The sequence below is a fragment of the Halomonas halophila genome (genome assembly GCF_030406665.1).
Taxonomy (GTDB): Bacteria; Pseudomonadota; Gammaproteobacteria; order Pseudomonadales; family Halomonadaceae; genus Halomonas; species Halomonas halophila.
Genome location: NZ_CP129121.1, coordinates 3358192 through 3382192, shown reverse-complemented (window position 1 = coordinate 3382192; position 24001 = coordinate 3358192). Strand labels below are relative to the sequence as shown.

22 protein-coding genes and 1 other RNA gene are annotated in these 24001 nt (G+C 68.0%); 13 read left to right on the top strand and 10 right to left on the bottom strand.

Annotated elements, in window-relative coordinates; all coding sequences use genetic code 11:
• The first annotated feature begins 160 nt into the window (after positions 1-160).
• From hemC to QWG60_RS15905, 4 genes are read left to right on the top strand one after another with little or no spacing between them, the layout of a single operon-like run.
• Positions 161-1093: a hydroxymethylbilane synthase gene (gene hemC / locus QWG60_RS15920; protein WP_379826101.1), complete on the top strand. Its 933-nt coding sequence runs from the start codon at positions 161-163 to the stop codon at positions 1091-1093.
• A complete protein-coding gene (locus QWG60_RS15915) occupies positions 1093-1881 on the top strand; it encodes a uroporphyrinogen-III synthase (protein ID WP_046079334.1) in 789 nt (262 codons plus the stop codon). The genes hemC and QWG60_RS15915 overlap by 1 nt, the downstream gene beginning before the upstream one ends.
• A gap of 6 nt (positions 1882-1887) precedes the next feature.
• Positions 1888-3132 carry a uroporphyrinogen-III C-methyltransferase gene (locus tag QWG60_RS15910; protein ID WP_146909373.1) on the top strand — a complete coding sequence of 415 codons (1245 nt, stop codon included), beginning with the start codon at positions 1888-1890 and terminating at the stop codon, positions 3130-3132.
• The gene (locus tag QWG60_RS15905) at positions 3129-4385 is read left to right on the top strand and encodes a heme biosynthesis HemY N-terminal domain-containing protein (RefSeq protein WP_035599865.1); all 1257 of its coding nucleotides are present in this window, start codon (positions 3129-3131) and stop codon (positions 4383-4385) included. Before QWG60_RS15910 ends, QWG60_RS15905 begins: the two co-directional genes overlap by 4 nt.
• 142 nt (positions 4386-4527) lie before the next feature.
• Here the strand turns inward: QWG60_RS15905 and ybiO are convergent, their stop codons facing one another.
• The gene (ybiO, locus tag QWG60_RS15900) at positions 4528-6834 is read right to left on the bottom strand and encodes a mechanosensitive channel protein (RefSeq protein WP_046079336.1); all 2307 of its coding nucleotides are present in this window, start codon (positions 6832-6834) and stop codon (positions 4528-4530) included.
• Positions 6835-7107: 273 nt separating this feature from the next.
• Here ybiO and crcB point away from each other — a divergent pair, with 273 nt between their 5' ends.
• Together crcB and QWG60_RS15890 are read left to right on the top strand one after the other, a co-directional pair.
• A complete protein-coding gene (gene crcB, locus QWG60_RS15895; protein ID WP_046079337.1) occupies positions 7108-7494 on the top strand; it encodes a fluoride efflux transporter CrcB in 387 nt (128 codons plus the stop codon).
• Complete coding sequence (locus QWG60_RS15890) at positions 7491-7880, top strand: fluoride efflux transporter FluC (RefSeq protein WP_107182166.1); 390 nt, start codon at positions 7491-7493, stop codon at positions 7878-7880. The genes crcB and QWG60_RS15890 overlap by 4 nt, the downstream gene beginning before the upstream one ends.
• A gap of 118 nt (positions 7881-7998) precedes the next feature.
• Here the strand turns inward: QWG60_RS15890 and pgi are convergent, their stop codons facing one another.
• Genes pgi through pyk form a run of 3 tightly spaced genes read right to left on the bottom strand, consistent with a single transcriptional unit; the run spans position 7999 to position 11650 of the window.
• A complete protein-coding gene (pgi, locus tag QWG60_RS15885) occupies positions 7999-9666 on the bottom strand; it encodes a glucose-6-phosphate isomerase (protein WP_146909371.1) in 1668 nt (555 codons plus the stop codon).
• 48 nt (positions 9667-9714) lie between these two features.
• Complete coding sequence (locus tag QWG60_RS15880; RefSeq protein ID WP_146909369.1) at positions 9715-10191, bottom strand: methylglyoxal synthase; 477 nt, start codon at positions 10189-10191, stop codon at positions 9715-9717.
• Positions 10184-11650 carry a pyruvate kinase gene (gene pyk / locus QWG60_RS15875; RefSeq protein WP_290130906.1) on the bottom strand — a complete coding sequence of 489 codons (1467 nt, stop codon included), beginning with the start codon at positions 11648-11650 and terminating at the stop codon, positions 10184-10186. Before pyk ends, QWG60_RS15880 begins: the two co-directional genes overlap by 8 nt.
• A gap of 369 nt (positions 11651-12019) precedes the next feature.
• Between pyk and gap the strand changes: the two genes are divergently transcribed.
• Complete coding sequence (gene gap, locus QWG60_RS15870) at positions 12020-13024, top strand: type I glyceraldehyde-3-phosphate dehydrogenase (protein WP_107180932.1); 1005 nt, start codon at positions 12020-12022, stop codon at positions 13022-13024.
• 90 nt (positions 13025-13114) lie between these two features.
• Here gap and QWG60_RS15865 read toward each other — a convergent pair whose 3' ends face one another.
• From QWG60_RS15865 to smpB, 3 genes are all read right to left on the bottom strand, one after another.
• Positions 13115-13858 (bottom strand): M15 family metallopeptidase, encoded by a 744-nt coding sequence (locus tag QWG60_RS15865; RefSeq protein WP_186810070.1) that lies wholly within the window; start codon positions 13856-13858, stop codon positions 13115-13117.
• A 382-nt stretch (positions 13859-14240) separates the two neighbouring features.
• Positions 14241-14619, bottom strand: a transfer-messenger RNA (tmRNA) gene (gene ssrA, locus QWG60_RS15860).
• 42 nt (positions 14620-14661) lie between these two features.
• A complete protein-coding gene (gene smpB, locus QWG60_RS15855; RefSeq protein ID WP_035592957.1) occupies positions 14662-15153 on the bottom strand; it encodes an SsrA-binding protein SmpB in 492 nt (163 codons plus the stop codon).
• Between the two features lie 129 nt (positions 15154-15282).
• Here smpB and QWG60_RS15850 point away from each other — a divergent pair, with 129 nt between their 5' ends.
• On the top strand, positions 15283-15726 hold the full coding sequence (locus QWG60_RS15850; RefSeq protein WP_046079343.1) for a type II toxin-antitoxin system RatA family toxin: 444 nt from the start codon (positions 15283-15285) through the stop codon (positions 15724-15726).
• A 1-nt stretch (position 15727) separates the two neighbouring features.
• Positions 15728-16027: an RnfH family protein gene (locus QWG60_RS15845; protein WP_146908835.1), complete on the top strand. Its 300-nt coding sequence runs from the start codon at positions 15728-15730 to the stop codon at positions 16025-16027.
• 12 nt (positions 16028-16039) lie between these two features.
• Here QWG60_RS15845 and QWG60_RS15840 read toward each other — a convergent pair whose 3' ends face one another.
• On the bottom strand, positions 16040-16462 hold the full coding sequence (locus tag QWG60_RS15840; RefSeq protein WP_046079345.1) for an outer membrane protein assembly factor BamE: 423 nt from the start codon (positions 16460-16462) through the stop codon (positions 16040-16042).
• A 72-nt stretch (positions 16463-16534) separates the two neighbouring features.
• Between QWG60_RS15840 and fur the strand changes: the two genes are divergently transcribed.
• The gene (gene fur, locus QWG60_RS15835) at positions 16535-16981 is read left to right on the top strand and encodes a ferric iron uptake transcriptional regulator (RefSeq protein ID WP_046079346.1); all 447 of its coding nucleotides are present in this window, start codon (positions 16535-16537) and stop codon (positions 16979-16981) included.
• A 101-nt stretch (positions 16982-17082) separates the two neighbouring features.
• Here fur and recN read toward each other — a convergent pair whose 3' ends face one another.
• Positions 17083-18756, bottom strand: coding sequence for a DNA repair protein RecN (gene recN / locus QWG60_RS15830; RefSeq protein WP_146908833.1), 1674 nt, complete (start codon positions 18754-18756; stop codon positions 17083-17085).
• Positions 18757-18989: 233 nt separating this feature from the next.
• Here recN and grpE point away from each other — a divergent pair, with 233 nt between their 5' ends.
• The 3 genes from grpE (at position 18990) to dnaJ (ending at position 22899) form a co-directional block, all read left to right on the top strand.
• The gene (grpE, locus tag QWG60_RS15825; protein WP_035592963.1) at positions 18990-19613 is read left to right on the top strand and encodes a nucleotide exchange factor GrpE; all 624 of its coding nucleotides are present in this window, start codon (positions 18990-18992) and stop codon (positions 19611-19613) included.
• 121 nt (positions 19614-19734) lie between these two features.
• A complete protein-coding gene (gene dnaK / locus QWG60_RS15820; protein ID WP_046079348.1) occupies positions 19735-21663 on the top strand; it encodes a molecular chaperone DnaK in 1929 nt (642 codons plus the stop codon).
• Positions 21664-21756: 93 nt separating this feature from the next.
• Positions 21757-22899: a molecular chaperone DnaJ gene (dnaJ, locus tag QWG60_RS15815; RefSeq protein WP_046079349.1), complete on the top strand. Its 1143-nt coding sequence runs from the start codon at positions 21757-21759 to the stop codon at positions 22897-22899.
• A 69-nt stretch (positions 22900-22968) separates the two neighbouring features.
• On the opposite strand, the gene QWG60_RS15810 is transcribed toward dnaJ, so the two are convergent.
• A complete protein-coding gene (locus QWG60_RS15810) occupies positions 22969-23901 on the bottom strand; it encodes an HNH endonuclease (RefSeq protein WP_186810069.1) in 933 nt (310 codons plus the stop codon).
• Positions 23902-24001: the final 100 nt, after the last annotated feature.

The window sequence follows — 24001 nt, the reverse complement described above, 5'->3', positions numbered from 1 at the left end:
CATGCCTGGCGGCGACGATCGGAAGGCGGTCCTGGCGGGGCGGCGATTTTCCTGGCCTGCCGGGTCCTTTATGATGAAGTGATATCAGAGATCACCGGGCGCCCGCGCGATGGGAGGCGCCGGCGCTATGAACCGGGACGGAGAGAAGCCTGTGCAAGCCATGACAACGTTGCGTATCGCCACCCGCAAGAGCCAGCTGGCCCTGTGGCAGGCCGAATACGTCCGTGACCGCCTGATGGCGACGCACCCCGAGCTCAAGGTGGAGCTGGTGCCGATGTCCACCCGCGGCGACAAGATCCTCGACACGCCGCTGGCCAAGGTCGGCGGCAAGGGGCTGTTCGTCAAGGAACTCGAGGAGGCGATGCTCGACGGCCGCGCCGACATCGCGGTGCATTCCATGAAGGACGTGCCGATGCATTTCCCCGAGAGCCTGGGGCTGTCGGTGATCCTCGAGGGCGCCGAGCCCACCGATGCCTTCGTCTCCAACCACTACGCCTCGCTGGACGAACTGCCCGAAGGCGCGCGCGTCGGCACTTCCAGCCTGCGCCGCGGCCTGCAGATGCGCGAGGCGCGCCCCGACCTCGAGGTGCTGAGCCTGCGCGGCAACGTCCAGACCCGCCTCGGCAAGCTCGACGACGGCGAGTTCGACGCCATCCTGCTGGCCACCTCTGGGCTCAAGCGCCTGGGGCTCGGCGACCGCATCACCATGGAGCTGCCACCGGAGGTCTGCCTGCCGGCCTGCGGCCAGGGCGCGCTGGGCATCGAGTGCCGCATGCACGACGCCGAGCTGATCTCGCTGCTGGCGCCGCTGGACGATCCGGCCACCGCCACCCGAGTGCGCGCCGAGCGCGCCATGAACACCCGCCTCGAGGGCGGCTGCCAGGTGCCGATCGGCGGCCATGCGGTGTTCGAGGACGACGGCCAGACCCTGTGGCTGCGCGCCCTGGTCGGCAACCCCGAGGGCACCGAGGTGCTGCGCGCCGAGGGCCGCGGTTCGATCCACGAGCCCGAGGCGCTCGGCATCCGCGTCGCCGAGGAGTTGCTCGAGATGGGCGCCGGCGACATCCTCGCCGAGGTCTACGGCGCCGGCTGATGGCGAGCGCGCCGGTGCTGATCTGTCGCCCCGGCCCCCGGGCCGCGGCGCTGGCCGAGGCCATCGCCTCGCGGGGCTTCGCCGTCGAGCACGGCGAGGCCATGGCCCTAGAGGCTCTGCCGGAAACCGCCGAGCAGCGGGCCGCCTGGCTGGACTTCGATCAGTTCCGGCGGGTGGTGGTGGTCAGTCCCTTCGCCGCCGAATGCCTGGCCGAGGCGCTGGACCGCTACTGGCCGCAGCTGCCGGTGGGCATCGACTACTATGCCGTGGGCGCGGCCACCGCCGAGGTGCTGCACCGCGAGCTGGGCGTGCGCGTGCATGTGCCGCCGGCCGGCGGCGGCGATACCAGCGAGGCGCTGCTCGGCCTGGGGTCGCTCGCGCGACTCGACGAGCAGAAGGTGCTGCTGGCGGCGGGCGAGGGCGGCCGGGCGCTGCTCGGCGAGACGCTCGCCGAAAGGGGGGGGCGACTGACCCGGCTGGCGCTCTATCGCCGCCGCCTGCTCGACCCCGACGCGGCGTTCGCCGGCCGGCTCGCCACGGGCGACTATCGCGCCCTGGTGGTGACCAGCGGAGAAATCCTCGAACATCTGGCAAGATGGTGCTCGCGCGCCGCCTTGCACCAACCGCTAATCGTGTCCAGTACCCGGTTGGCTACACTGGCCGGCACGCTGGGGTTTCGTCGCCCCGTGGTGGCGGCGGGAGCCACGCCCGCCACGCTGGCGAAGGCCGTGGCCGAGGCAGACCCGGAGAGGGCCGATGTCGATCATGACGATCTCGAAAAGGGCTAGCGACAGATGAGCAAGCAACAAAACGATCAGGACGAACAACAGACGCCCTCCGGCGCCGGGAATGGCGCCGACTCGTCGCCCCAGGTCGAGGCCGAGGCGAACCCGAGCAGCGGCACTTCCTCACGCCGGTCCCGGCGTCGTGGCAAGGGCGGCGGCGCGGCCAAGGGCAGCGAGTCGAACGGCGACAAGGCATCTTCTCAGCAGGCGTCCGCCAAGCCCGACGCGTCCGGTGGAAGCAAGGCCGGCGCCGTGGCGCTGGGCCTGGTGATCCTGCTCGGCGCCGGCGGCGCCTACTTCGGCTGGCAGGTCTGGCAGCGCCTCGACGCCCAGCGCCAGGACCTGGCCGCGCTGCCCGAGCAGCCCGCGACCCAGGGCGCGCTGGATGACCTGGCCTCGCGGCTGGAGAACGGCCAGAGCGAGCGCGATGCCGCCATCAGCGACCTGCGCAGCGAGTTCTCCGACTACCGCGGCAGCGTCGACGACGCCCTCGACCGGGTGCTCGAGGAGCTGGCCAGCGAACAGCAGACCGACGAGCGCGACTGGCTCCACGCCGAGGCCGCCTATCTGCTGCGCCTGGCCAACCAGCGCCTGCAGCTCGAGCGTGACGTCGAGGGTGCCATGGCGCTGCTGCGCACCGCCGATGCCCGGCTGCGCGAGGCGGACAACCCGGCGCTGCTGCCGGTGCGCCGCGAGATCGCCTCCGAGCTGGCCGCGCTGGAGGCCGTGCCCCGGGTCGACCGCACCGGCCTCTACCTGGCGCTCAACGCCCAGCAGGAGCGGATCGCCGGGCTGCCGCTGGCCCAGGACATCGAGGAGATCGCCGCCAACTCCACCATCGAGGAGGCGCCGAGCGGCGGCTGGCAGCAGCAGCTCTCGCGCTTCGGCGAGGAGCTCAAGGACCTGGTCACCGTGCGCCAGCATGGCGAGGCGATGGAAGCGCTGATCACGCCGGAGCAGGAGTCCTACCTGCGCCAGAGCGTGCGGCTGATCCTCGAGCAGGCCCAGCTGGCACTGCTCAAGGAAGAGCAGGAACTCTACGACGCCAGCCTCGACAAGGCGTTGACCCTGATCGACGGCTACTACGATACCGACGACGAGGGCGTGCAGGCGGTCCTGAACCAGCTCGAGGCGCTCCAGGGTCGCACCATCCGCCCCGAGCTGCCGGACATCAGTGCCTCCCAGCAGGCGCTGGCCGAGTTCGTCGATCGTCGCTTCGAGGCTAGCGGCAACGGCCAGGGAGGCGCGTCATGAGAAAGCTGATCCTGCTCATCGTCGTCGGGCTCGCGGTGGGGGCCCTGTTCGGCCAGCTGATGATGTCGGTGCCCGGCTACTGGCTGGTGCGGGTCGGCGACACCTCCTACCAGACCTCCTTCTGGTTCGGCCTGGTGCTGCTGCTGGCCGCCTTCATCGTGCTGCACTTCGCGCTGCGCCTGCTGATGCGCCTGTCGCGGCCGGTGTCGCGTTTCAAGGTGTGGAACAGCCGCTCACGCAACCGCACCGCCATGAAGCGCACCGTGCGCGGCCTGGTGGCGCTGGCCGAGGGCCGCTGGAAGCGCGCCGAGAAGTCGCTGGTCAAGGCCGCGGACGATTCCAGCACGCCGCTGGTCAATTACCTCTCCGCGGCGCTGGCGGCCCACTACCAGGGCCGCTACGAGCAGGCCGACACCCTGCTCAAGCGCGCTCACCTCAGCACCGAGGGCGCCGACACCGCGGTGGGCATGATGCAGGCCCAGCTGATGCTGGATCGCCAGCAGTACGAGGAGGCGCTGGCCATCCTCACCCGCCTGGACCGCCATCTGCCCAATCACCCGCAGGTGCTCAAGCAGCTCAAGCAGGCCTACATCAGCCTCAGCGACTGGGACGGCCTGCGCCGCCTGATGCCGCGGCTGGGGGCCCAGCAGCTGATCTCGCCGGAGGAGCGCGATCAGCTCGAACTGCAGGCCTACCGCGAGCTGATCGGCCGCGAGGCGCGTCAGCCGGGCGATATCGAGCGCGTCCGCAACCTGTGGGCCGACATGCCCGAGCCGCTGCGCAACAACGTCGAGCTGATCGTGCTCTACGCCGAGGCGCTGGTGCGCGGCAACGAGCAGGGCATCGCCGAGCGCCTGCTGCGCCACTCGCTCAAGGAGCAGTGGGACAGCCGCCTGGTGCTGCGCTACGGCCTGCTCGAGGTGGACGCCGCCCGCCAGCTGGTGGTGGCCGAGAAGTGGCTGCAGGAGCGGCCCAATGACCCGGACCTGCTGCTGACCCTGGGTCGCCTGTCGTTGCGCAACGCCTACTGGGGCAAGGCCCAGGAGTACTTCGAGGCCAGCCAGCGTCAGCGTCCGAGCGGGGTGGTGTGCGCCGAGCTGGCGAGGCTCTACGCTAACCTGGGCGAGCACAACAAGAGTCAGCTCTACTACCGCCAGAGCGTCGAGATGCTCGACAAGTCGCTGCCCTCGCTGCCTCAGCCCACCGAGCCCGAGGATACCCTGGCGCGCAACGGTAGCCGGCAGGCCTCCTGAGTCGACGGGCGACACCCGCGAAGCCAGCGGAAACGAAAGAAGGGGCTGCCGACCGGCAGCCCCTTCTTCATTGCGGCTTGAGTGTCTCGCTGGCGCCCGATGGGTGCCGAGCGTTCGGGGCTCGGCAAGGCCCCGGACGGCCTCAGCCGTCCTCGTCGTTGTGGACCTCCTGGGAGTTCTGGGTGTCGGCGGGGCCGAAGTGCACCTCTTCCTCCACGTCGCTCTGGCTGCTCTGGCGCGATGCTTTTTTCTCGAGCACGCGCACCCGGGCCGGCGGTGCGCCGCCGTCCTTGTCCTCGCCGAAGTACAGCGTGGTGTGCGGGAAGGGGATCTCGATGCCCGCGGCGTCGAAGTGCAGCTTGACCAGCCGGTTGAAGGCGCGGCCGGTGGCCCATTGGGTGCCCGGCGTGGTCTTGATCCGCACGCGGATGTTCACCGAGCTGTCGGCCAGTGCGATGACTCCGGCGACCTCCAGCGGCTCCAGCAGGTTGACGTTGTGCTCCTCGTCGGCCTTGAGATCCTCGAAGGCATTGCGAAGCACCTGGATCGCCTCGTCGATGTCCTCGCGGTAGGCGATGCCGTACTCGCCGACGTGGTAGGCGAAATCACGCATGTAGTTGGACACGGTGTCGACGCTGGAGAAGGGCACGATGTGGTAGGTGCCGTTCAGATCGCGGATGCCCACCGAGCGGATGCTCAGCTTCTCGGCCACCCCGGTGACGCCGCCCACCGTGATCACGTCGCCGGTGTTCATGGCGTTCTCCACCTGGATGAAGACGCCGGTGATGATGTCCTGCACCAGCTTCTGGGCGCCGAAGCCGATGGCCAGGCCCAGCACACCGGCGCCGGCGATCAGCGGCCCGATGTTGATGCCGATCTCGGACAGCACGATCATTGCCGTCAGCGTGACCAGGGCGATGGCCAGGGCGTTGCGGAACAGCGCCAGCAGCGTCTGGGCGCGGGCCGAAGGCACGCCGCCGCCGGTCTCGGGGTTGAGTTTGTGCTCGATCAGGCTGGCCAGTCCCAGCCAGGCGGCGGCAGCCACCACCAGGATCACAAACACGCTGAGCAGCTTGCCGATCAGGCCGCGACCCGCCTCGGAGGCGTACCAGGCGGCGAGGTCGAAGGCGCCCCAGGCGTTCAGCACCAGCATTGCCACCACGATCAGGATCACCGCGCGCACCACTCGCAGCGCGGTGGGCACGTAGTGGTTGAGTCGCGCCTCGAGCATCGGCAGCTTGCGGCGCAGGTCATCGCCCAGGCGGATGCGCCGGCCGATGGTCTGTGTCAGGAAGGAGGACACCAGCATGCCCGCCAGCACCGTGACCAGCGTCTTGAGGGTGGCCAGCAGCACGAAGGGCAGGGCGGTCTCGGGCCGGGTCAGCGTCAGCACCAGCACCACCGTGAAGTAGGCCAGGGCGAACAGGTGCCAGGTACGAGCGAACAGCTGCAGCGAGACCCGGCTGGCGGTCATGGTGGTCTGCCCGGCCTTATGGTTCAGGGCCTGGCGCAGCGCCTGGCGATTGCGCATCACCACGGCCACGGCATAGACGTAGGCGCCAAGCATGATCAGGGTGCCCACGGCGCTGCCCAGCGCCGGTGACAGGTAGGCGTTGACCAGCGGCACGACCACCATCAGGCCGTAGCCGGCCAGGCCGATCAGCCGGGCGATCCAGCGGTTCCAGTAGCTGGCGTTGGCGGCGCCGATGGGCAGCAGGCGCAGCCCCTCGTAGTGCGAGGCGAACAGCATGCGCACCGCGGCCTTGAGCAGTTCGATGACCAGGAAGGCGTTGAGGAACAGCGAGGCGCGGGTCGACAGCTCGCCGCTCTCGCCCACCGCGAAGGTCGCCACCAGGTTGCCGCCGACGTAGGCCAGCGCCACCACCAGGGCGTCGATCAGCGCCGCCACCGCAACGCAGATCACCAGCCGCAGCAGCGGCTGCAGGCCCTGGCCGTTCAGCGACCACTGGCTGAGCCGAGTGAAGAATGGCCTGGCGAGGCGGCGGATGGCGAGGAACAGCACGAAGGTCGCCAGGATTACCAGGCCCAGGTTGATGGCGGCGCTGGTGACGGCGCTCATGTCGAAGCCGCCGTCATCGACCAGGTTGCCGCCGAACAGGCCGGCCAGGGTATCGACCGCGCCGCCGATCTGGCCGCCTAGCTCATCGACGATGTGGCTGGTGGCGTCGGCCAGCTGGCGGGGCAGCGAGGGCTCGCTGGCGACGTCCTGGGCCGCCTCGGTGGCGGCCTCGGCCGGCGCCTGGGCCTGGGCGCGCAGCTGGTCGATCAGCTGCTGACGGGTCTCGGGGTTCTCCAGCAGGCTGGCCAGGGTGGCGTTGGCCGCCTGCTGGCCCTCGGGCGACTGCGCCTGCAGCGGGCCCGAGACCAGCAGCAGGCAGGCCAGCAGCCAGCCGCTGATCAGATAGAGGGTTCGTCTGGGGAGCGTCACGCGATGGGCCTCCTTGTCGTGGCGTGGGTGTGAAGCATGGCAATAGTCGGCATCTTCCCAGTCTGGGGGAAAGGCGTCGAGTCTCGGCGGTATTACAATGGTGTACGAGAGTTGTACATATGTCGAATATTGTGTCACCTTGGTCTTCAAGCCTGAACGGCGACGTTTCCTGCAAGCAAGCATGACGTTGCGCCATCCCTCCCCGGGGTGGCGTTTTTTGTGGTGCCTTCTCGGCTCGGCTAGCATGGTCGCGAATTCACGCGGAGACGCACCATGAGCGTCGGTATCCTGGGGCTGGGCCTGGTGGCGATGGGAGGCGCGCTGGGCGGCATGGCCCGTCTGGCGGTGGGCGAGCTGGCGGCACGCTGGCTGGGGCGCGGTTTCCCCTGGGGCACCCTGGCGGTGAACGTGCTGGGCTGTCTGGCGATCGGCGCCCTGGCGCCGGCGCTGGGCTGGCCGATGACGGCATCGCCCGCCTGGTCGCTGCTGGCGGTCGGCGGGCTGGGCGGCTTCACCACGGTGTCGTCCTTCAGCCTGCAGACCCTGACCCTGTGGCAGGAAGGGCGCCCCGGCCCGGCCGCGGTCAACGTGCTGGTCACCCTGATCGCGGGCGTGGCCGCTGCGGCGCTGGGCTGGTGGCTGGCCGGAGGCGGCGCATGACGGGCTGGCGGAGCTATCTGGCGGTAGGGCTCGGCAGTGGTCTGGGGGCGCTGGCGCGCCATCTGGTGGGGCTCGGCGTGATGCAGGCGCTGGGCAGCGCCTTCCTGTGGGGGACGCTGGCGGTCAACCTGATCGGCTCCTGGCTGATCGCCGCCTTCGCCGCCCGGGCGGCCCGCCGCCTCACCGGCCATGCTGCCCGCTGGCAGCCCTTCCTGGTGGCCGGCTTCTGCGGCGGTTTCACCACCTTCTCGCTGTTCGGCCTGGAGACGCTCTATCTGCTGGAGACGTCGCGCCCCGGGCTGGCGCTGGCCTATGGCGTCGGCAGCGTGCCGCTGTGGCTGGGCGCCGCCTGGTGGGGGCAGCGGGTCGGGCGCGGCGCTTTATAGGCGCCCGCCCCCCGCGTCTGAGGTTATAGGCGCCCGAAGCAACGCCTCAGGTCACCGGCGTTCGCCCCATGTCTGAGGATCATAAGCGCCCGAAGCCCTGCTTCGGTTCATCGCGGCATCAGCTCGAGGCCTTGTTGCGCTTGGGTTTCGGTTCCGGCTTGGCCTTGGGGGCCTCGCCGGCGTCGGCCTGGCGCTTCTGGCTCGGGAAGTGCTCGCGCACCAGGGTCAGCAGGCCCTGGGTGGAGCCGTCGAAGTCCTGGCTGTGCTCGTCGATGCGCTCGCTGATCTCGCCGGCGATGCGCTTGCCCAGCTGCACGCCCCACTGGTCGAAGGAGTTGATGTTCCAGATCACCCCCTGGACGAAGACCTTGTGCTCGTACAGGGCGATCAGCGCGCCGAGGTTCTTCGGCGTCAGCTCGTCGAGCAGCAGGGTGCTGGAGGGGCGGTTGCCCGGGCAGCTGTAGGGGTCCAGGTCGCTGCCCTTCTGGCTGCCCTCCATGAAGGCGTTGGCCTGGGCCAGCATGTTGGTCAGCAGCGCGAAGTGGTGGTCCTCCATGCCGGGCTCGGGCTTGAGCGAGGCGATGAAGTCGATCGGCACGTAGCGGGTGCCCTGGTGCAGCAGCTGGAAGAAGGCGTGCTGGCCGTTGGAGCCGGTCTGGCCCCAGACGATCGGCCCGGTCTTGTAGTCGACCGGATGCCCGAAGATGTCCACCGACTTGCCGTTGGACTCCATGTCGAGCTGCTGCAGGAAGGACGGCAGCTGATGCAGCGCCTGATCGTAGGGCACGATGGCGTGGGTCTCGGCGCCGGCGAAGTTGATGTACCAGATCCCGATCAGCGCCATCAGCACCGGCATGTTGGCGTCGTGGGGCGCGTTCAGGAAGTGCTGGTCCATCTCGTAGGCGCCTTCGAGCATCTCCATGAAGCCCTCGAAGCCTACGGCCAGGGCGATCGGCAGGCCGATCGACGACCACATGGAGTAGCGCCCGCCGACCCAGGCCCAGAATTCGAAGACGTTCTCCTCGCGGATGCCGAACGCCATCGCCGCCTTGCGGTTGGTGGAGGCGGCGACGAAGTGCGCGCCCACGTCGGCGTCCTCGCCGGCGTGCTCAAGGAACCAGCGCCGCGCGGTCTTGGCGTTGAGCAGCGTCTCCTGGGTGGAGAAGGTCTTGGTGGAGACGATGAACAGCGTGGTGGCCGGATCGAGACCGCTGAGCACCTTCTGGATGTGGGCGCCGTCGACGTTGGAGACGAAGTGGAAGTTGAGCTCCGGGTGGCGGTACTTGAGCAGCGCGCGGCAGGCCATGTTGGGGCCCAGGTCCGAGCCGCCGATGCCGATGTTGACCACGTCCTTGATGCGCTCGCCGCTGTAGCCCTTCCACTCGCCGCTGCGTACCGCCTCGGAGAAGCGCCGGATCTGCTCGCGGGTGCGCTGGATCTCCGGCATCACGTCCTGGCCGTCGACCATCAGCGGCCCTTCGCCGACGTTGCGCAGCGCGGTGTGCAGCACCGGGCGGTCCTCGGTGACGTTGATGATGTCGCCGGAGAACATCTGGGCGCGGCGCTGGACCAGCGCCGAGTGATCGACCAGCTCGAGCAGCTTCTCCAGCACCGCCGCCGAGATGTGGTGCTTGGAGTAGTCGAGGAACAGGCCGCCGACGCGCAGGCTCATCTTGTCGAAGCGCTGCGGATCGGCGGTGAAGTAGTCGGCGATGCGATCATGGGCCGTGTCGGCATGCAGACGCTTCAGGGCCTGCCAGGTGACGCTGCGGGTGAGCTGAAACATGCAAGGTGTCCTCGTTGTGGTCGTTCTCGTGTCGCTTCTTGGCGGCGATTAGTCGGTGCGCGTGGAGATCCAGCCGCCGGCATCGGGGATGTCGATCTCGACGTCGCGGTCGAGCGAGGGCGAGCTGAGCAGGAAGTCCGCACTGGCCGGGTTGCAGGCCACCGGCACGTTCCACAGCGCGGCCAGGCGCAGCAGCGCCTTGACGTCGGGATCGTGGGGCTGGGGCGCGAAGGGGTCCCAGAAGAACACCAGCAGGTCGAGGCCCTGTTCGGCGATGCGCGCGCCGATCTGCTGATCCCCGCCCAGCGGCCCGCTCATCAGCGGCTCGATCTCGAGCCCCAGCTGCCGGGCGAGACGAGTCGCGGTGGTGCCGGTGCCGACCAGTTCGTGGCGGGCCAGGGTCTCCCGCCAGCGCTTGGCCCAGGCCAGCATCTCCGGCTTCTTGCCGTCGTGGGCGATCAGCGCGATGCGCTTGCGGGCCGGCAGGGTGCGGCGGATGTCCCGCCGCGGGCGTGTCTCATTCATGCTGGGCTTCCACCTCGAGAATCCTCAGGGTATTGGTGCCGCCGTGGGCGTTCATGTGATCGCCGCGGGTGAGGATCACGTGATCCCCCTGGGCGGCGATGCCCTGAGCCACCACCCGGGCCAGGGCCTGGTCGTTGAGCTCGTCGGCCGACATCTCGCTGGTGTCGAAGGGCAGCGAGATCACCCCACGATACAGCGCCATGCGCCGCTGGGCGACGGGGCTGTGCGCCAGCCCGACGATCGGCAGCCCGGAGCGGATGCGCGAGGCGATCAGCGGCGTATAGCCGGTCGAGGTCATGCAGGCGATGGCGGCCACGCCTTCCAGGTGGTTGGCGGCATACATCGCCGACAGGGCGATGGTCTCGTCGATCTGCGAGAAGCCCTCGTGGATGCGGTGGCCGGAGGACTGGGCGATTCGCTCGCGCTCGGCGCCCAGGCACACCCGGGCCATGGCCTCCACGGTCTCCACCGGGAAGTCGCCGGCGGCGGTCTCGGCGGAAAGCATCACCGCGTCGGTGGCGTCGAGCACGGCGTTGGCCACGTCGAACACCTCGGCGCGGGTCGGCAAGGGCGAGTCGATCATCGACTCCATCATCTGGGTGGCGGTGATCACCGCGCGGTTGAGGCTGCGGGCGTGCTTGATGATGCGCTTCTGGGTACCGATCAGCGTCTCGTCGCCGATCTCCACGCCGAGATCGCCGCGAGCCACCATCACCGCCTCGCTGGCCTCGATGATGCCGTCGAGGGTGGTGTCGTCGGCCACCGCCTCGGCGCGCTCGAGCTTGGCCACCAGGCCGATGTCGCGGCCGGCCTCGCCCAGCAGGTCCCGCGCCTCCTGCATGTCCGCGGCGCTGCGCGGGAAGGACACGGCCAGGTAGTCGACGCCGATGGCCATGGCGGTCTCCAGATCGGCGCGGTCCTTGTCGGTCAGCGCCGGGGCGGAGAGGCCGCCGCCCTGCTTGTTGATGCCCTTGTTGTTGGACAGCTCGCCGCCCACCGCCACGGTGGTGTGGATGGCGCTGCCGTCGACGCGTTCGACGTCGAGCACCACCCGGCCGTCGTCGAGCAGCAGGCGGTCGCCGGCGGTGACGTCGTCGGCCAGCTCGCGATAGTCGCAGCCGACGCGGCTGGCGTCACCGGCCTGGCCTTCGAGGGCCACGTCGATGACGAAGGGTGCGCCTTCCTCCAGCACGACCTTGCCCTCGGTGAAGCGGGCGATGCGGATCTTGGGCCCCTGCAGGTCGCCGAGGGCGGCGACGCTTCGGCCCTGGCGGGCGGCGATCTCGCGCACCGCACTCAAACGGCGGCGATGGTCGTCGGCGGCGCCGTGGGAGAAGTTGAGGCGCACCACGTCGACGCCGGCGGCGATCATCTGCTCCAGCACGCCCTCCCGGTCGCTGGCGGGGCCGAGGGTGGCGACGATCTTGGTGCGGCGGAGGGGGGTGGGGCGATCAGACATGCCGGTTCTCCTGTGGGCGCGGCCGTTGCGGCGAGGCGAGAAGTGAAAGGGTCAAGATAGCGTAGTAGTGGTGATATTACGAAACAAAGCGTCCGCGACGAAAGTCGAGCCCGAGGCGCCGTGTTGCGGCTTTCTTCATTGAAACCCTTTGGTTTCGCGATTCTAACCGGGGGGCGTAGGGGTGGCGAGGGGATCTGTGTTGTAAAATTACTAAAAACAACTTGTCTCGGGCGTCATCCTGATCCACATTGGAGGCATGACGAGCCTTCGAGCCGCCCACGAGACGGCAGGCGCCTCTGCCCGCCGCCTGCCCTGGTTCGACACGCTCCCACCTGACAAGTCGGCAACTGGTTTCGAGAGGATCACGCCATGACGCTCAAGATCGCCATCAACGGTTTCGGTCGTATCGGTCGCAACGTGTTTCGTGCCCTGTACGAGGGTGGCTATCGCGACCGGGTGCAGGTCGTCGCCATCAACGACCTGGGCGATCCGGCCCTCAACGCCCACCTGCTGCGCCACGACACCGTGCACGGCCACTTCCCGTTCGAGGTCTCCCACGACGAGAGCAGCCTGACGGTCGACGGCGATCGCATCGAGATCCGCTCCGAGCGCGACCCGGCCCAGCTGCCCTGGGAGCGCCTGGGCGTGGACCTGGTGATGGAGTGCACCGGCCTGTTCACCAAGCGTGCCGATGCCGGCAAGCACCTCGAGGCCGGCGCCGGCCGCGTGCTGGTGTCCGCGCCGAGCCCGGACGCCGATGCCACCGTGGTCTTCGGCGTCAACGAGGACGTGCTGACCGCCGAGCACAAGGTGGTGTCCAACGCCTCCTGCACCACCAACTGCCTGGCCCCGGTGGCCAAGGTGCTGAACGAGACGGTGGGCATCGAGAACGGCCTGATGACCACGGTGCACGCCTACACCAACGACCAGAACCTGTCCGACGTCTACCACACGGACCCCTACCGGGCCCGCAGCGCCACGCACTCCATGATTCCGACCAAGACCGGTGCCGCCGCGGCGGTGGGGCTGGTGCTGCCGGAGCTGGATGGCAAGCTCGACGGCCTGGCGGTGCGCGTGCCGGTGATCAACGTCTCGCTGGTGGACCTGACCTTCACCGCGGGTCGCGACACCACCAGGGAAGAGATCAACGCCATCGTCGCCGAGGCGGCCCAGGCGTCGCCGGTGCTGGCGGTCAACGCCCAGCCGCTGGTGTCCATCGACTTCAATCATGACGCCAACTCCTCCACCTTCGACAGCAACCACACCCGCGTGACCAACGGTCGCCTGGTGAAGGTCATGGCCTGGTACGACAACGAGTGGGGCTTCTCCAACCGCATGCTGGATACCGCCCTGGCGATGCACGCCACGGCCTGATTCCTCCAGCAGAAGCGCCGAACCGAGCGACGCCGGGCCACGCGAGTGGCCCGGCGTCGCCGTGTCTGGCCATGAGAAAATGAGGTCGCGCTAGACGCCGCGCCGCCAGCGGCTCTCCAGCGTCATCGGTCGGGTGGGGCCGTAGCGGGCGGCGGGATGGTCGCCGTAGTGGGCCCACAGCGGGTCGCCGAGGTCGAAGTGCCACCACTCACTCGGCAGGTTGGTGAAACCCTCGGCGGCCATGGCGTGATACAGCAGGCGGCGATGGTCGCGGGCACGGCGTTGGGCATCGTCGGGCGCGTCCCGGCGTTCCAGGGCGGCGCTGTGCGAGGCCGGCACGGCCTCGTCGAACAGCGTGCCCATGTCCAGCGGCAGGCCGTCGGCATCGCACAGGGTGACATCCACGGCGCCGCCGGTCAGGTGCGGGCTCGGCGCCTCCGGCGACTGGCTCGGCAGGGCGACGAATTCCCGGGTGCGCGCCGCCAGGGCCTCGGCATCGAGCTCCGGATGGCGTGCCTGAATCGTCTCCTGCAGCGTGTCGAAGAGGTACTGCTGCACCCGCCAGGGCCGCCAGCCGTCCAGCACCAGCAGGCTGAGCCCCTCGGGCAGGGCGCGGGCCACCGCCAGCAGCCGGCGATAGACGCCCTCGCGCACGTAGCATTCGTGGACGGCGCCGGGAATGCCGAGCCGGGCGTAGACGGGATAGGCACGAAGCGGCGCGGGCGCCAGGCTGACCGGCACCAGCGGCTCGTCGCATTCGAGGGTCGGTCGGCGCTCGACGGCGGCCCAGTCGGGTTCGGGGCATTCGGGGATGGGCGGAAGATGGTCGGCCATGCGGGGCTCGCGTCCGGCGGTGGAGGACTCATCATATCGCAGCGGGTCACGCCCCAGGCAAGCTAGGTTCTATACGTGATATCCCGTCAGCACTGGGTGTGCCCAAACGAAAAAGGCCAGTCGCGCTGGGGGCTTTCTCTGAGCTTGGTAGAGGCGGTGGGGATCGAGCCCGGGTTGTCGAGAGAGGGCCGACACCGCGTCGGCGGGTTGGGGATGCGCAAACGAAAAAGGCCACCCGTGGAGGGTGGCCTTTCTCTGAGTCTGGTGGGGCGGCGGGCATCGGGCCCAGGTTGTCGAGAGAGGGCCGGCACGGCGTCGGCGGTGCTCGATAGAGCGCCCAAACGAAAAAAGCCACCCGGATAGGGTGGCTCTTTTCTGGTGTTGGTGGAGGCGGCGGGAATCGAACCCGCGTCCGCCGACACTCGCCCATCGGCTCTACATGCTTAGTTCCGTCATTTGATTTAACGTCGCTGGCTCCGACGGGCAGGATCCAGAAACGCGATTCCTCTAAGATTTAACGGTTGACGCGAGGACAAGGCCAACCGCGATCCCATCAATCTGAGCTCGTGCCCTTTGGTGATGAATGGGCACATCACCGCCGGGTAGGACTAGAAGCTAGCGGCGTTTAAGCTGCCAGCGCGCCCTGAGCGTAGTTGTCGTCGTTTGCGACTATTTAATCGTGATGTTGGATTTACGAGATACATCACGCTCTCGGCATGCACCTCAGGGGTTGTCATCGGCGTCGAAGCCATGTCGCCCCCAAAACGTCGCCATCTTATCAGGATGGCCGAACTTATGACACCTCAGGCGCGGTTTTGTTCGCGCATGATACGGCCCTTCTGACGCTGCCAGTCACGGTCCTTCTCCGTGGCTCGCTTGTCGTGCAGCTTCTTGCCCGAGACCAGCGCCAGCTCGCACTTCACCTTGTTGCCCTTCCAGTACAGCTTGAGCGGCACACAGGTGTGTCCCTTGTCCTGGGTGCGCGAGAAGATCCGGGCGATCTCCTTCTTGTGCAGCAGCAGCTTGCGCGTGCGGGTCGGGTCGGCCACCTCATGCGTGCTGGCGGTGTTGAGCGGCGTGATGTGGCTGCCCAGCAGCCAGGCTTCGCCGTTCTTGACCAGAATGTAGGTGTCGGTGAGCTGCGCCTTGCCGGCGCGCAGGCTCTTGACCTCCCAGCCGGCCAGCGACAGGCCGGCCTCGAAGGTCTCGTTGATGTGGTACTCGAAACGCGCCTTCTTGTTCAGCGCGATGGCGTTGCTGCCGGGACCCTTGCCTTTACCTTTCTTGCTGGCCATGGAACCTCGTGTCTGTGCTTGCCGGTGGCGGCCTGCCCCCTCCGATATGGGGGGAAGCGTGATACCATTCAAGGCCGAAATAACCGCTCATGATACGCCCTGGGCCCCTTGAAGTCAGCGGAGAGGTCAATGCCAACGGTCAATCGGTCCGCCCTGGTGCGGCACACCCCCCAGGAGATGTTCGATCTGGTCAACGATTTCGAGCGCTACCCGGAGTTCCTGCCGGGTTGTCGCCGGGCGCGGCTGATCGAACGGGATGAGGTCCATCTGGTCGGCGAGATGACCCTGGGGCGTGCCGGCATCGAGCAGAGCTTCACTACCCGCAACGACCTGCACGAGCCCGATCGCATCGAGCTGTCGCTGGTCGATGGGCCCTTCAAGCGGCTGCGCGGCCGCTGGCAGTTCCTGCCCATGGGCGATGGCGCCTGCAAGGTCAGCCTGGAGATGGAGTTCGAGTTCGCCAACCGCCTGCTGGGTATGGCCTTCGGCAAGCTCTTCCAGCAGGTGGCGGGCCAGCTGGTGGACTCCTTCACCCGTCGTGCCGACGAGCTCTACGGCCGAGGGAGGTACTGAGATGCCGCGTGTCGAGGTGGCCTTCGCCCTGCCGCAACGCCAGCGCATCGTCGAGCTGACGGTGCCCGAGGGCACCACGGCCCGCGAGGCGGTGGCCCGGGCCGGGCTCGAGACGCTCTTTCCCGAGGTGCCGGCCGAGACCTTCCGCGAGGCCGATCTCGGCATCTTCGGTAAGGCGCTGCGCGATCCCGAGACCCGTGCGCTCGAGGATGACGACCGAGTGGAAGTCTACCGCCCGCTCGAGCTCGACCCCAAGGCGGCGCGGGCGGCCAGGGCCGCCCGCGCATCGCGTTCTTCCTGAGGTCTTCCTCGTCTATTCCTCGTTCGGCACCACGTTGAAGAGGTTGCCGCGCGAGCCGTCGGTCTCGCCAGCGGGGCCGATGCCCTGCTTGGAGATCAGCGCCGGCGGCCGGGAGAAGTCGCCTTCGTGCTCGACGGAGGCCAGGCGGTTGCCCTGGAAGGTCAGCGTCAGACGGCGCTGCTCGACGTCGCCGTAGGCCTTGTCCAGGCGATAGACGTAGTCCCACTGGTTGGCATCGAAGGGTGCCTCGAGCAGCGGGCTGCCCATCAGATCGATGACCTGCTGGCGTGTCATGCCGGCGTGCAGCTGTTCGGTCATCGCCGGGGTCACCAGGTTGCCCTGGGCCAGGTCGCGCTTGTAGACGCCGAAGTAGCTGCAGCCGCTGATCAGCGTCAGGGCGACGGAAAGGGTGACAATTCTGCTCAGCTTTTGCATTTGCGGCCGTTCTTCACTATCGTGGTTTCGGTCGATCATAACCGACCCTACCCGATACTGCGAAGAGCAACCATGGCCGACCAGAACCATGAACTGCGCAAGGCCGGTCTCAAAGTGACCCTGCCGCGCGTCAAGATCCTGCATATCCTCGAGAATGCCACCAATCAGCATCACCTGAGCGCAGAAGACGTCTACAAGACGCTGCTGGACGCGGGTGAGGACGTGGGGCTCGCGACCGTCTATCGGGTGCTGACTCAGTTCGAGTCCGCCGGCCTGGTGACCCGCCACAACTTCGATGGCGGCCACGCGGTCTTCGAGCTGACCCAGGAAGAGCACCACGACCACATGGTGTGCCTGGACAGCGGGGAGATCGTCGAATTCTTCGACGAGACCATCGAGCGCCGCCAGCAGGAGATCGCCGAGGAGCACGGCTACGAGCTCGTCGATCATGCGCTGGTGCTCTACGTACGCCCGAAGGGCTCCAAGGCGACCCGTCAGGAACTCAACCTGAAGAAGTAAGCCCCGGCACGAGCACCGCCGAACAGCGAACGGCCCCGATCCACTGGATCGGGGCCGTTTTCGTTGATGGGAAGAATGACGTGACGGCGAGCGCCGTGGCTCTAGTGGCGGGCGCGCTGGCTGGCGTCGAGCATCTCCCGGGCGTGGGCCAGGGTCTGGTCGGTCAGTGTCATGCCGCCGAGCATGCGCGCCAGCTCGCCGACGCGACCGGCCTCGTCGAGCAGCGCCATGCGGGTCAGGGTGGTGTCATCCTCGGCCTGCTTGGCGATGTGCAGGTGCTGGTGGGCCTGGGCCGCCACCTGGGGCAGGTGGGTCACGGTCATCACCTGGCCATTGCCGCCCAGCCGGCGCAGCAGCTGGCCGACGATCTCGGCGGTGGCGCCGGACACGCCGACGTCGACCTCGTCGAACACCAGGCTGGGGATGGTGGAATGCTGGGCCGCCACCACCTGGATGGCCAGGCTGACGCGGGACAGCTCGCCGCCGGAGGCCACCTTGGCCAGCGGGCGGGCCGGCTGACCGGGGTTGGCGCTGATCAAAAAGCGCACCCGGTCGAGCCCCTCCGGTGCCGGGGCATCGCGCTCGCTGACCTCGACCTCGAAGCGGGCCTTGCCCATGGCCAGGAAGGCCAGCTGGTCCTGCACGGCGGTGCCGAAGCGTGCGGCGGCGTCGCGGCGGCTTGCGCTCACGTCCTCGGCCTGTTGGCGCCAGTGGGTCTCCAGGGTGTCGACCTCGGCGGCGAGCGCCTCCAGATCGTCGCCGCCGTCTTCCAGCTCGGCCAGCTCGGCGGCCAGCCGCTGGTGCAGGGCGACCAGTTCCTCGGGCGAGATGTGGTGCTTGCGGGCGATGCGGTGGACCTCGCCGAGGCGCTCCTCGACCCAGGCCAGGCGTTCGGGGTCGAGTTCGACGCCGGCGGCGAAATGGTTGAGTTCGCGCCCGGCTTCCTCGACCTGGATGCAGGCGTCGCCGAGCATCGTCAGCGCCTCGGCCAGGGCGCCGCGGTCGCTGCCGGGCAGTGCGGACAGATGATTCACCGCCTGCTGCAGCAGCGGCAGGGCGCCGCCCTCCTCGCCGTCGCAGCAGGTGGCGGCGAACTGGGCCTCGCGCAGGCGCTCCTCGGCGTGGGCCAGCTCCTCCTGTTCGGCCTCCAGGCCGGAAAGCTCGTCTTCGGCCAGCGCCAGCTGGTCGAGCTCCTCGACCTGGTAGCGCAGCAGCTGGCGGCGGGCGCGCAGCTCGTCGCCGTCCTCGGCCAGCCGCTTGAGACGACGCTTCGCCTCGCGCCACTCGCGGAAGGTCTCGGCGAGGGCGGTCACGGCGTCGTCGTGGCCGGCGAAGTCGTCGAGCAGCCGCAGGTGGGTCTCTTCACCGAGCAGCGCCTGGTGGGCGTGCTGGCCGTGGATCTCGATGAGGTGGCCGCCCAGCGCCTTGAGATCGGCGACGGTGGCGGGCTGGCCGTTGATCCAGGCCTTGGAGCGCCCGCCCCGGGTCACCACGCGGCGCAGCAGGCAGTCGTCCTCGGGCAGCTCGCGGCCGGCTAGCCATTCGCGGGCGGCGGGCAGAGCGGCGATGTCGAAGCGCGCGCTGAGGTCGGCACGCTCGGCGCCGTGGCGCACGCTGCCGGCATCGGCGCGCTCGCCGAGGCACAGCCCCAGGGCGCCGAGCAGGATCGACTTGCCGGCCCCGGTCTCGCCGGTGATGGCGGTCATGCCGCCGCCGAGCTCGAGCTCCAGATGGTCGACGATGGCGAAGTCACGAATGGCGAGCTCTGTCAGCATGATGCCTCCCGGGGCCGGTTTCGGAACGACTGGCGAAACTACTGGTTATTCATCCACTGGCTTGTGCGTTTATACAGTAGTTCAGCCGGAGGAACAACGCACGGCCCGATTCCCGCGACTCGCGTCCCTTGAGATCGACGCGGCCAGCCCCATATAGCTGGCAACGGCTTTTTTCACCGACATATCAGTCTCGCTGGCGGCGCTGCCGCCGGCCGGCATTTCAGGAGAGACGCATGGCCAAAGATCCGCAGACCCCGCTGGACGACGAGCTGGCACGCCAGCAGGACGAGGCCGACACCCAGGTCGAGCCGGAGCCCGTCGAGGGCGAGCTGGAAGGTGCCGCCGAGGCCGCCGAAGAGGGCGCCGAGGCGGCCTCCGACAACCCGGAGGCCGAGATGCTGGCGGCCAAGGTCGAGGAGCTCGAGCAGGCCCTGGACGAGGCCAAGGACCAGTCGATGCGCACCGCCGCCGAGGCCCAGAACGTGCGCCGCCGCGCCGAGCAGGAGGCCGAGAAGGCGCGCAAGTTCGCGCTGGAGAAGTTCGTCAAGGAGCTGCTGCCGGTGGTCGACAGCCTGGAGAAGGCGCTCGAGGCCATGGGCGAGGACGCCACCGAGGCGCACCGCGAGGGCGTCTCCATGACCCTGAAGATGCAGATCGACGTGCTCAACAAGTTCGGCGTCGAGCAGGTCGAGCCGTCCGGCGAGCCCTTCGACCCGCAGTACCACGAGGCCATGGCCATGGTGCCGAACCCCGAGCTCGAGCCCAACACCGTGATGGACGTGATGCAGAAGGGCTACCTGCTCAACGGTCGCCTGGTGCGCCCGGCGATGGTGGTGGTCAGCCAGGCCGCCGAATAAGCCGAGGCGAAATCGGCGCGAGGCCCTTGAAATGGCGTCGAGGGCCCCCAGATAGACAGCATCCCGCGGTAAACGCCGCGAACGAACGAATCACGTAACAGCAAAATTTCGAGGATTTCCTATGGGACGCATCATCGGTATTGACCTGGGGACCACCAACTCTTGCGTGGCCGTGCTCGACGGCGACAGCCCCAAGGTGATCGAGAACGCCGAAGGCGCACGCACGACCCCGTCCATCATCGCCTATACCGACGACGGCGAGACGCTGGTGGGTCAGGCGGCCAAGCGCCAGGCAGTGACCAACCCGCAGAACACCCTGTTCGCCATCAAGCGTCTGATCGGTCGCCGCTTCGCCGACGACGTGGTCCAGAAGGACATCAAGATGGTGCCCTACACCATCGCCGAGGCCGACAACGGTGACGCCTGGGTCGAGGTCAAGGGCAGCAAGCTGGCGCCGCCGCAGGTCAGCGCCGAAGTGCTGAAGAAGATGAAGAAGACCGCCGAAGACTACCTCGGCGAGTCCGTGACCGAAGCGGTCATCACCGTGCCGGCCTACTTCAACGACAGCCAGCGCCAGGCCACCAAGGACGCCGGCCGCATCGCCGGTCTCGAGGTCAAGCGCATCATCAACGAGCCGACCGCGGCCGCGCTGGCCTACGGCATGGACAAGGCCCGCGGCGACAAGACTATCGCGGTCTACGACCTGGGTGGCGGCACCTTCGATATCTCCATCATCGAAGTGGCCGACGTCGACGGCGAGACCCAGTTCGAGGTGCTGGCCACCAACGGCGACACCTTCCTGGGCGGTGAGGACTTCGACCTGGCGCTGATCAACTATCTGGTCGACCAGTTCAAGTCCGACAGCGGCATCGACCTGTCCGGCGACAACCTCGCCATGCAGCGCCTCAAGGAAGCCGCCGAGAAGGCCAAGATCGAGCTGTCCAGCGCGCAGCAGACCGAGGTCAACCTGCCGTACATCACCGCCGACAACACCGGTCCCAAGCACCTCAACGTGAAGGTGACCCGGGCCAAGCTGGAGTCGCTGGTGGAAGACCTGGTGACCCGTTCGCTGTCGCCCTGCAAGACCGCACTGGCCGACGCCGGTCTGTCCGCCTCCGAGATCGACGACGTCATCCTGGTCGGCGGCCAGACCCGCATGCCGATGGTCCAGTCCAAGGTCGCCGAGTTCTTCGGCAAGGACGCCCGCAAGGACGTCAACCCGGACGAGGCCGTGGCCGTGGGCGCCGCGATCCAGGGCGGCGTGCTGGGCGGCGACGTCAAGGACGTGCTGCTGCTCGACGTCACCCCGCTGACGCTTGGCATCGAGACCCTCGGCGGCGTGATGACCCCGCTGATCGAGAAGAACACCACCATCCCGACCAAGAAGACCCAGACCTTCTCGACCGCGGATGACAACCAGACGGCCGTGACCATCCACGTGCTGCAGGGTGAGCGCAAGCAGTCCAGCGGCAACAAGTCGCTCGGCCGCTTCGACCTGGCCGACATTCCGCCGGCGCCGCGCGGCGTGCCGCAGATCGAGGTCGCCTTCGACCTGGACGCCAACGGCATCCTCAACGTGTCCGCCAAGGACAAGGCCACCGGCAAGGAGCAGTCGATCGTCATCAAGGCCTCCAGCGGCCTGTCCGACGAAGAGATCGACCAGATGGTCCAGGACGCCGAGGCCCACGCCGACGAGGACAAGAAGTTCGAGGAACTGGTGCAGCTGCGCAACCAGGCCGACGGCATGATCCACGCCGCTCGCAAGACCCTCGAGGAAGCCGGCGACAAGGCCACCGACGAGGAGAAGCAGGCCATCGAGAGCGCCGCCTCCGAGCTCGAGGAAGCGGTCAAGGGCGACGACCAGGAAGACATTCAGGCCAAGCTCGACAAGCTGACCGAGGCCTCCGGCAACCTGGCGCAGAAGATGTACGCCGAGCAGGGCGAGGCCGCCCAGGGCGCCGACGCCGCCGGCGAGGCCGGTGCCAAGCAGGAAGACGACGTGGTCGACGCCGAGTACGAGGAAGTCAACGACGACCAGAAGAAGCAGTAACCACGACGCCTGACATCGGGTGACGCCAGCGCGGGGGCCAGACTCCCGCGTTGGTGTTTCCGCAGCAGCGTCGCGACGGAGGCGGACAGACTCATGTCCAAGCGTGATTACTACGAGGTACTGGGCGTCGAGCGTGGGGCCGATCAGAAAGAGATCAAGAAGGCCTATCGACGCCTGGCCCAGAAATACCATCCGGATCGCAATCCGGACGACGAGACCTCGGCGGAGAAATTCCGCGAGGTCTCGGAAGCCTATGAGGTCCTGACCGACAGCGAGAAGCGCGCGGCCTACGACCAGTTCGGCCATGCCGGCGTCGACGGCCAGGCCGGCGGTGGCGGCGGCTTCGGCGGCGCGGGAGCCGGCGGCTTCAGCGACATCTTCGGCGATGTCTTCGGCGACATCTTCGGCGGGGGCGGCGCCCGGCGTCATCCCAACGCCCCGCAGCGTGGCAGCGACCTGCGCTACAACCTCGAGCTCGACCTCGAGGATGCGGTGGCCGGCACCAGCGTCGACATCCGCGTGCCGCGTCACGTCGAGTGCGAGCGCTGCGACGGCGACGGCGCCGAGCCGGGCTCCACCAAGGAGACCTGCCCGACCTGTAACGGCATGGGTCAGGTGCGCATGCAGCAGGGCTTCTTCGCCGTGCAGCAGACCTGCCCGACCTGTCACGGCAGCGGCCAGCACATCAAGGTGCCGTGCCACGGCTGTCACGGCGAGGGTCGCGTGCGCGAGACCCGCACCCTGTCGGTGAAGATCCCGGCGGGCGTCGACACCGGCGATCGCATCCGCTTGAACGGCGAAGGCGAGGCCGGGCTCAACGGCGGGCCGGCCGGCGACCTCTACGTGCAGGTGGCCATCAAGCCGCACCCGATCTTCGAGCGCGACGGCCGCCACCTGCAGTGCGAGGTGCCGATCAACTTCGTCGACGCCTCCCTGGGCGGCGAACTCGAGGTGCCGACCCTGGACGGCCGGGTCAAGCTGAAGATTCCGCCCGAGACCCAGACCGGCAAGCTGTTCCGGCTCAAGGGCAAGGGCGTCAAGCCGGTCCGTGGCGGCCCCGCCGGCGACCTGCTGTGCAAGGTGGTCGTCGAGACCCCGGTCAAGCTCAGCGAGGAGCAGAAGGACCTGCTGCGCCAGTTCCAGGACAGCCTGGAAGGCAGCAACAGCCATCACTCGCCGAAGAAGACCAGCTTCTTCGACGGCGTGAAGAAGTTCTTCGAGGACATGAAGCCGTAAGGCGACAACCTCGGTGGCACGCTCGAGGCCCCGCGCTCCTCAGGGAGGCGGGGCCTCGTCGTGTCTGGCTCAGCGCTGCAGCTGTGCCAGTCGCCAGGCGAGCGCCTCGGGAGAGGGATGGCGCTGTTCGTCCCGTGGCATGGAAAGAGGTGCGTTATCCAGTTCGCACAGCCAGCGATTGTCCGGCACCAGGGCGTCGATGACGGGACTGACGTGCCAGCGCTTGTCCGGCCCCGGCGCGATCAGATGATTGTCCATGGCCCAGTGCAGGTTGGGTGTCAGGGCCAGGCCGTTCACGGGGCGGTCGTCCTGGCTGACGGAAAAGGGAATTAGGTGGGCGGCCTCCACCAGATAGCGGTAGTCCGGCGTGATGTAACGCACTCGGGTGGCCGCGCATCGATAGTCATAGGCCTCCAGCACCAGGGCGCGAAAAGCCGCGGAACGGGCATATTGCTGCTGGCTTGCTTCCTCGACGCTGCCGAGCATTCGATCCGGCTGTCGCTCGTATGCGCCGCTGGCGAGGGCGACGCGAAGATATTTCTGTAGTCGGCCAAGGGCATCCGGTTCCAGCGCGAGATGGTGGTGGGCGATCAACTGGCAGGCCGTTTCTGCCGTGCCGGGGGCTTGTAGTGATTCGAACAGTTCGGCGTCCAGGCGTGCGGAGGAAAAGCGTTCGAACAGCTGGTTCAGCGATTTCGGTTGCCCCAGTTGTCTCGCCAGCGGTGCGATCTCGGGGGAATAATCGGGTGTCCATAGCGGCCCCGATGGCCCCTTGTCGCTGCTGAGGTGCCACAGCGGCAGCCAGGGACTCGCGTTGCTTCTCTCACCCTTCAGGGTTTCGTAGATATCGTGGTAGCGCGCCAGCAGGCGATCGTCGAGATCGACTCGGGGTGATGTGATGTGCCCTGCCTGAATCTCGCAAATGATAGCCATCATGAGGCCGGGCTTGTGGAAGGGGCTGCTCGTTCGCAGGCGCTTGAGGCATTCGAGTCGCTCGTCCATGTGCGCTGCCTTTCCGATCGTCATGAGAGCGGACAACGTATCGCGCACAGGCGATGGCTGTCATGCCGCTTTCCGGAGGAGAGGTGAAAAATGCCAGCTT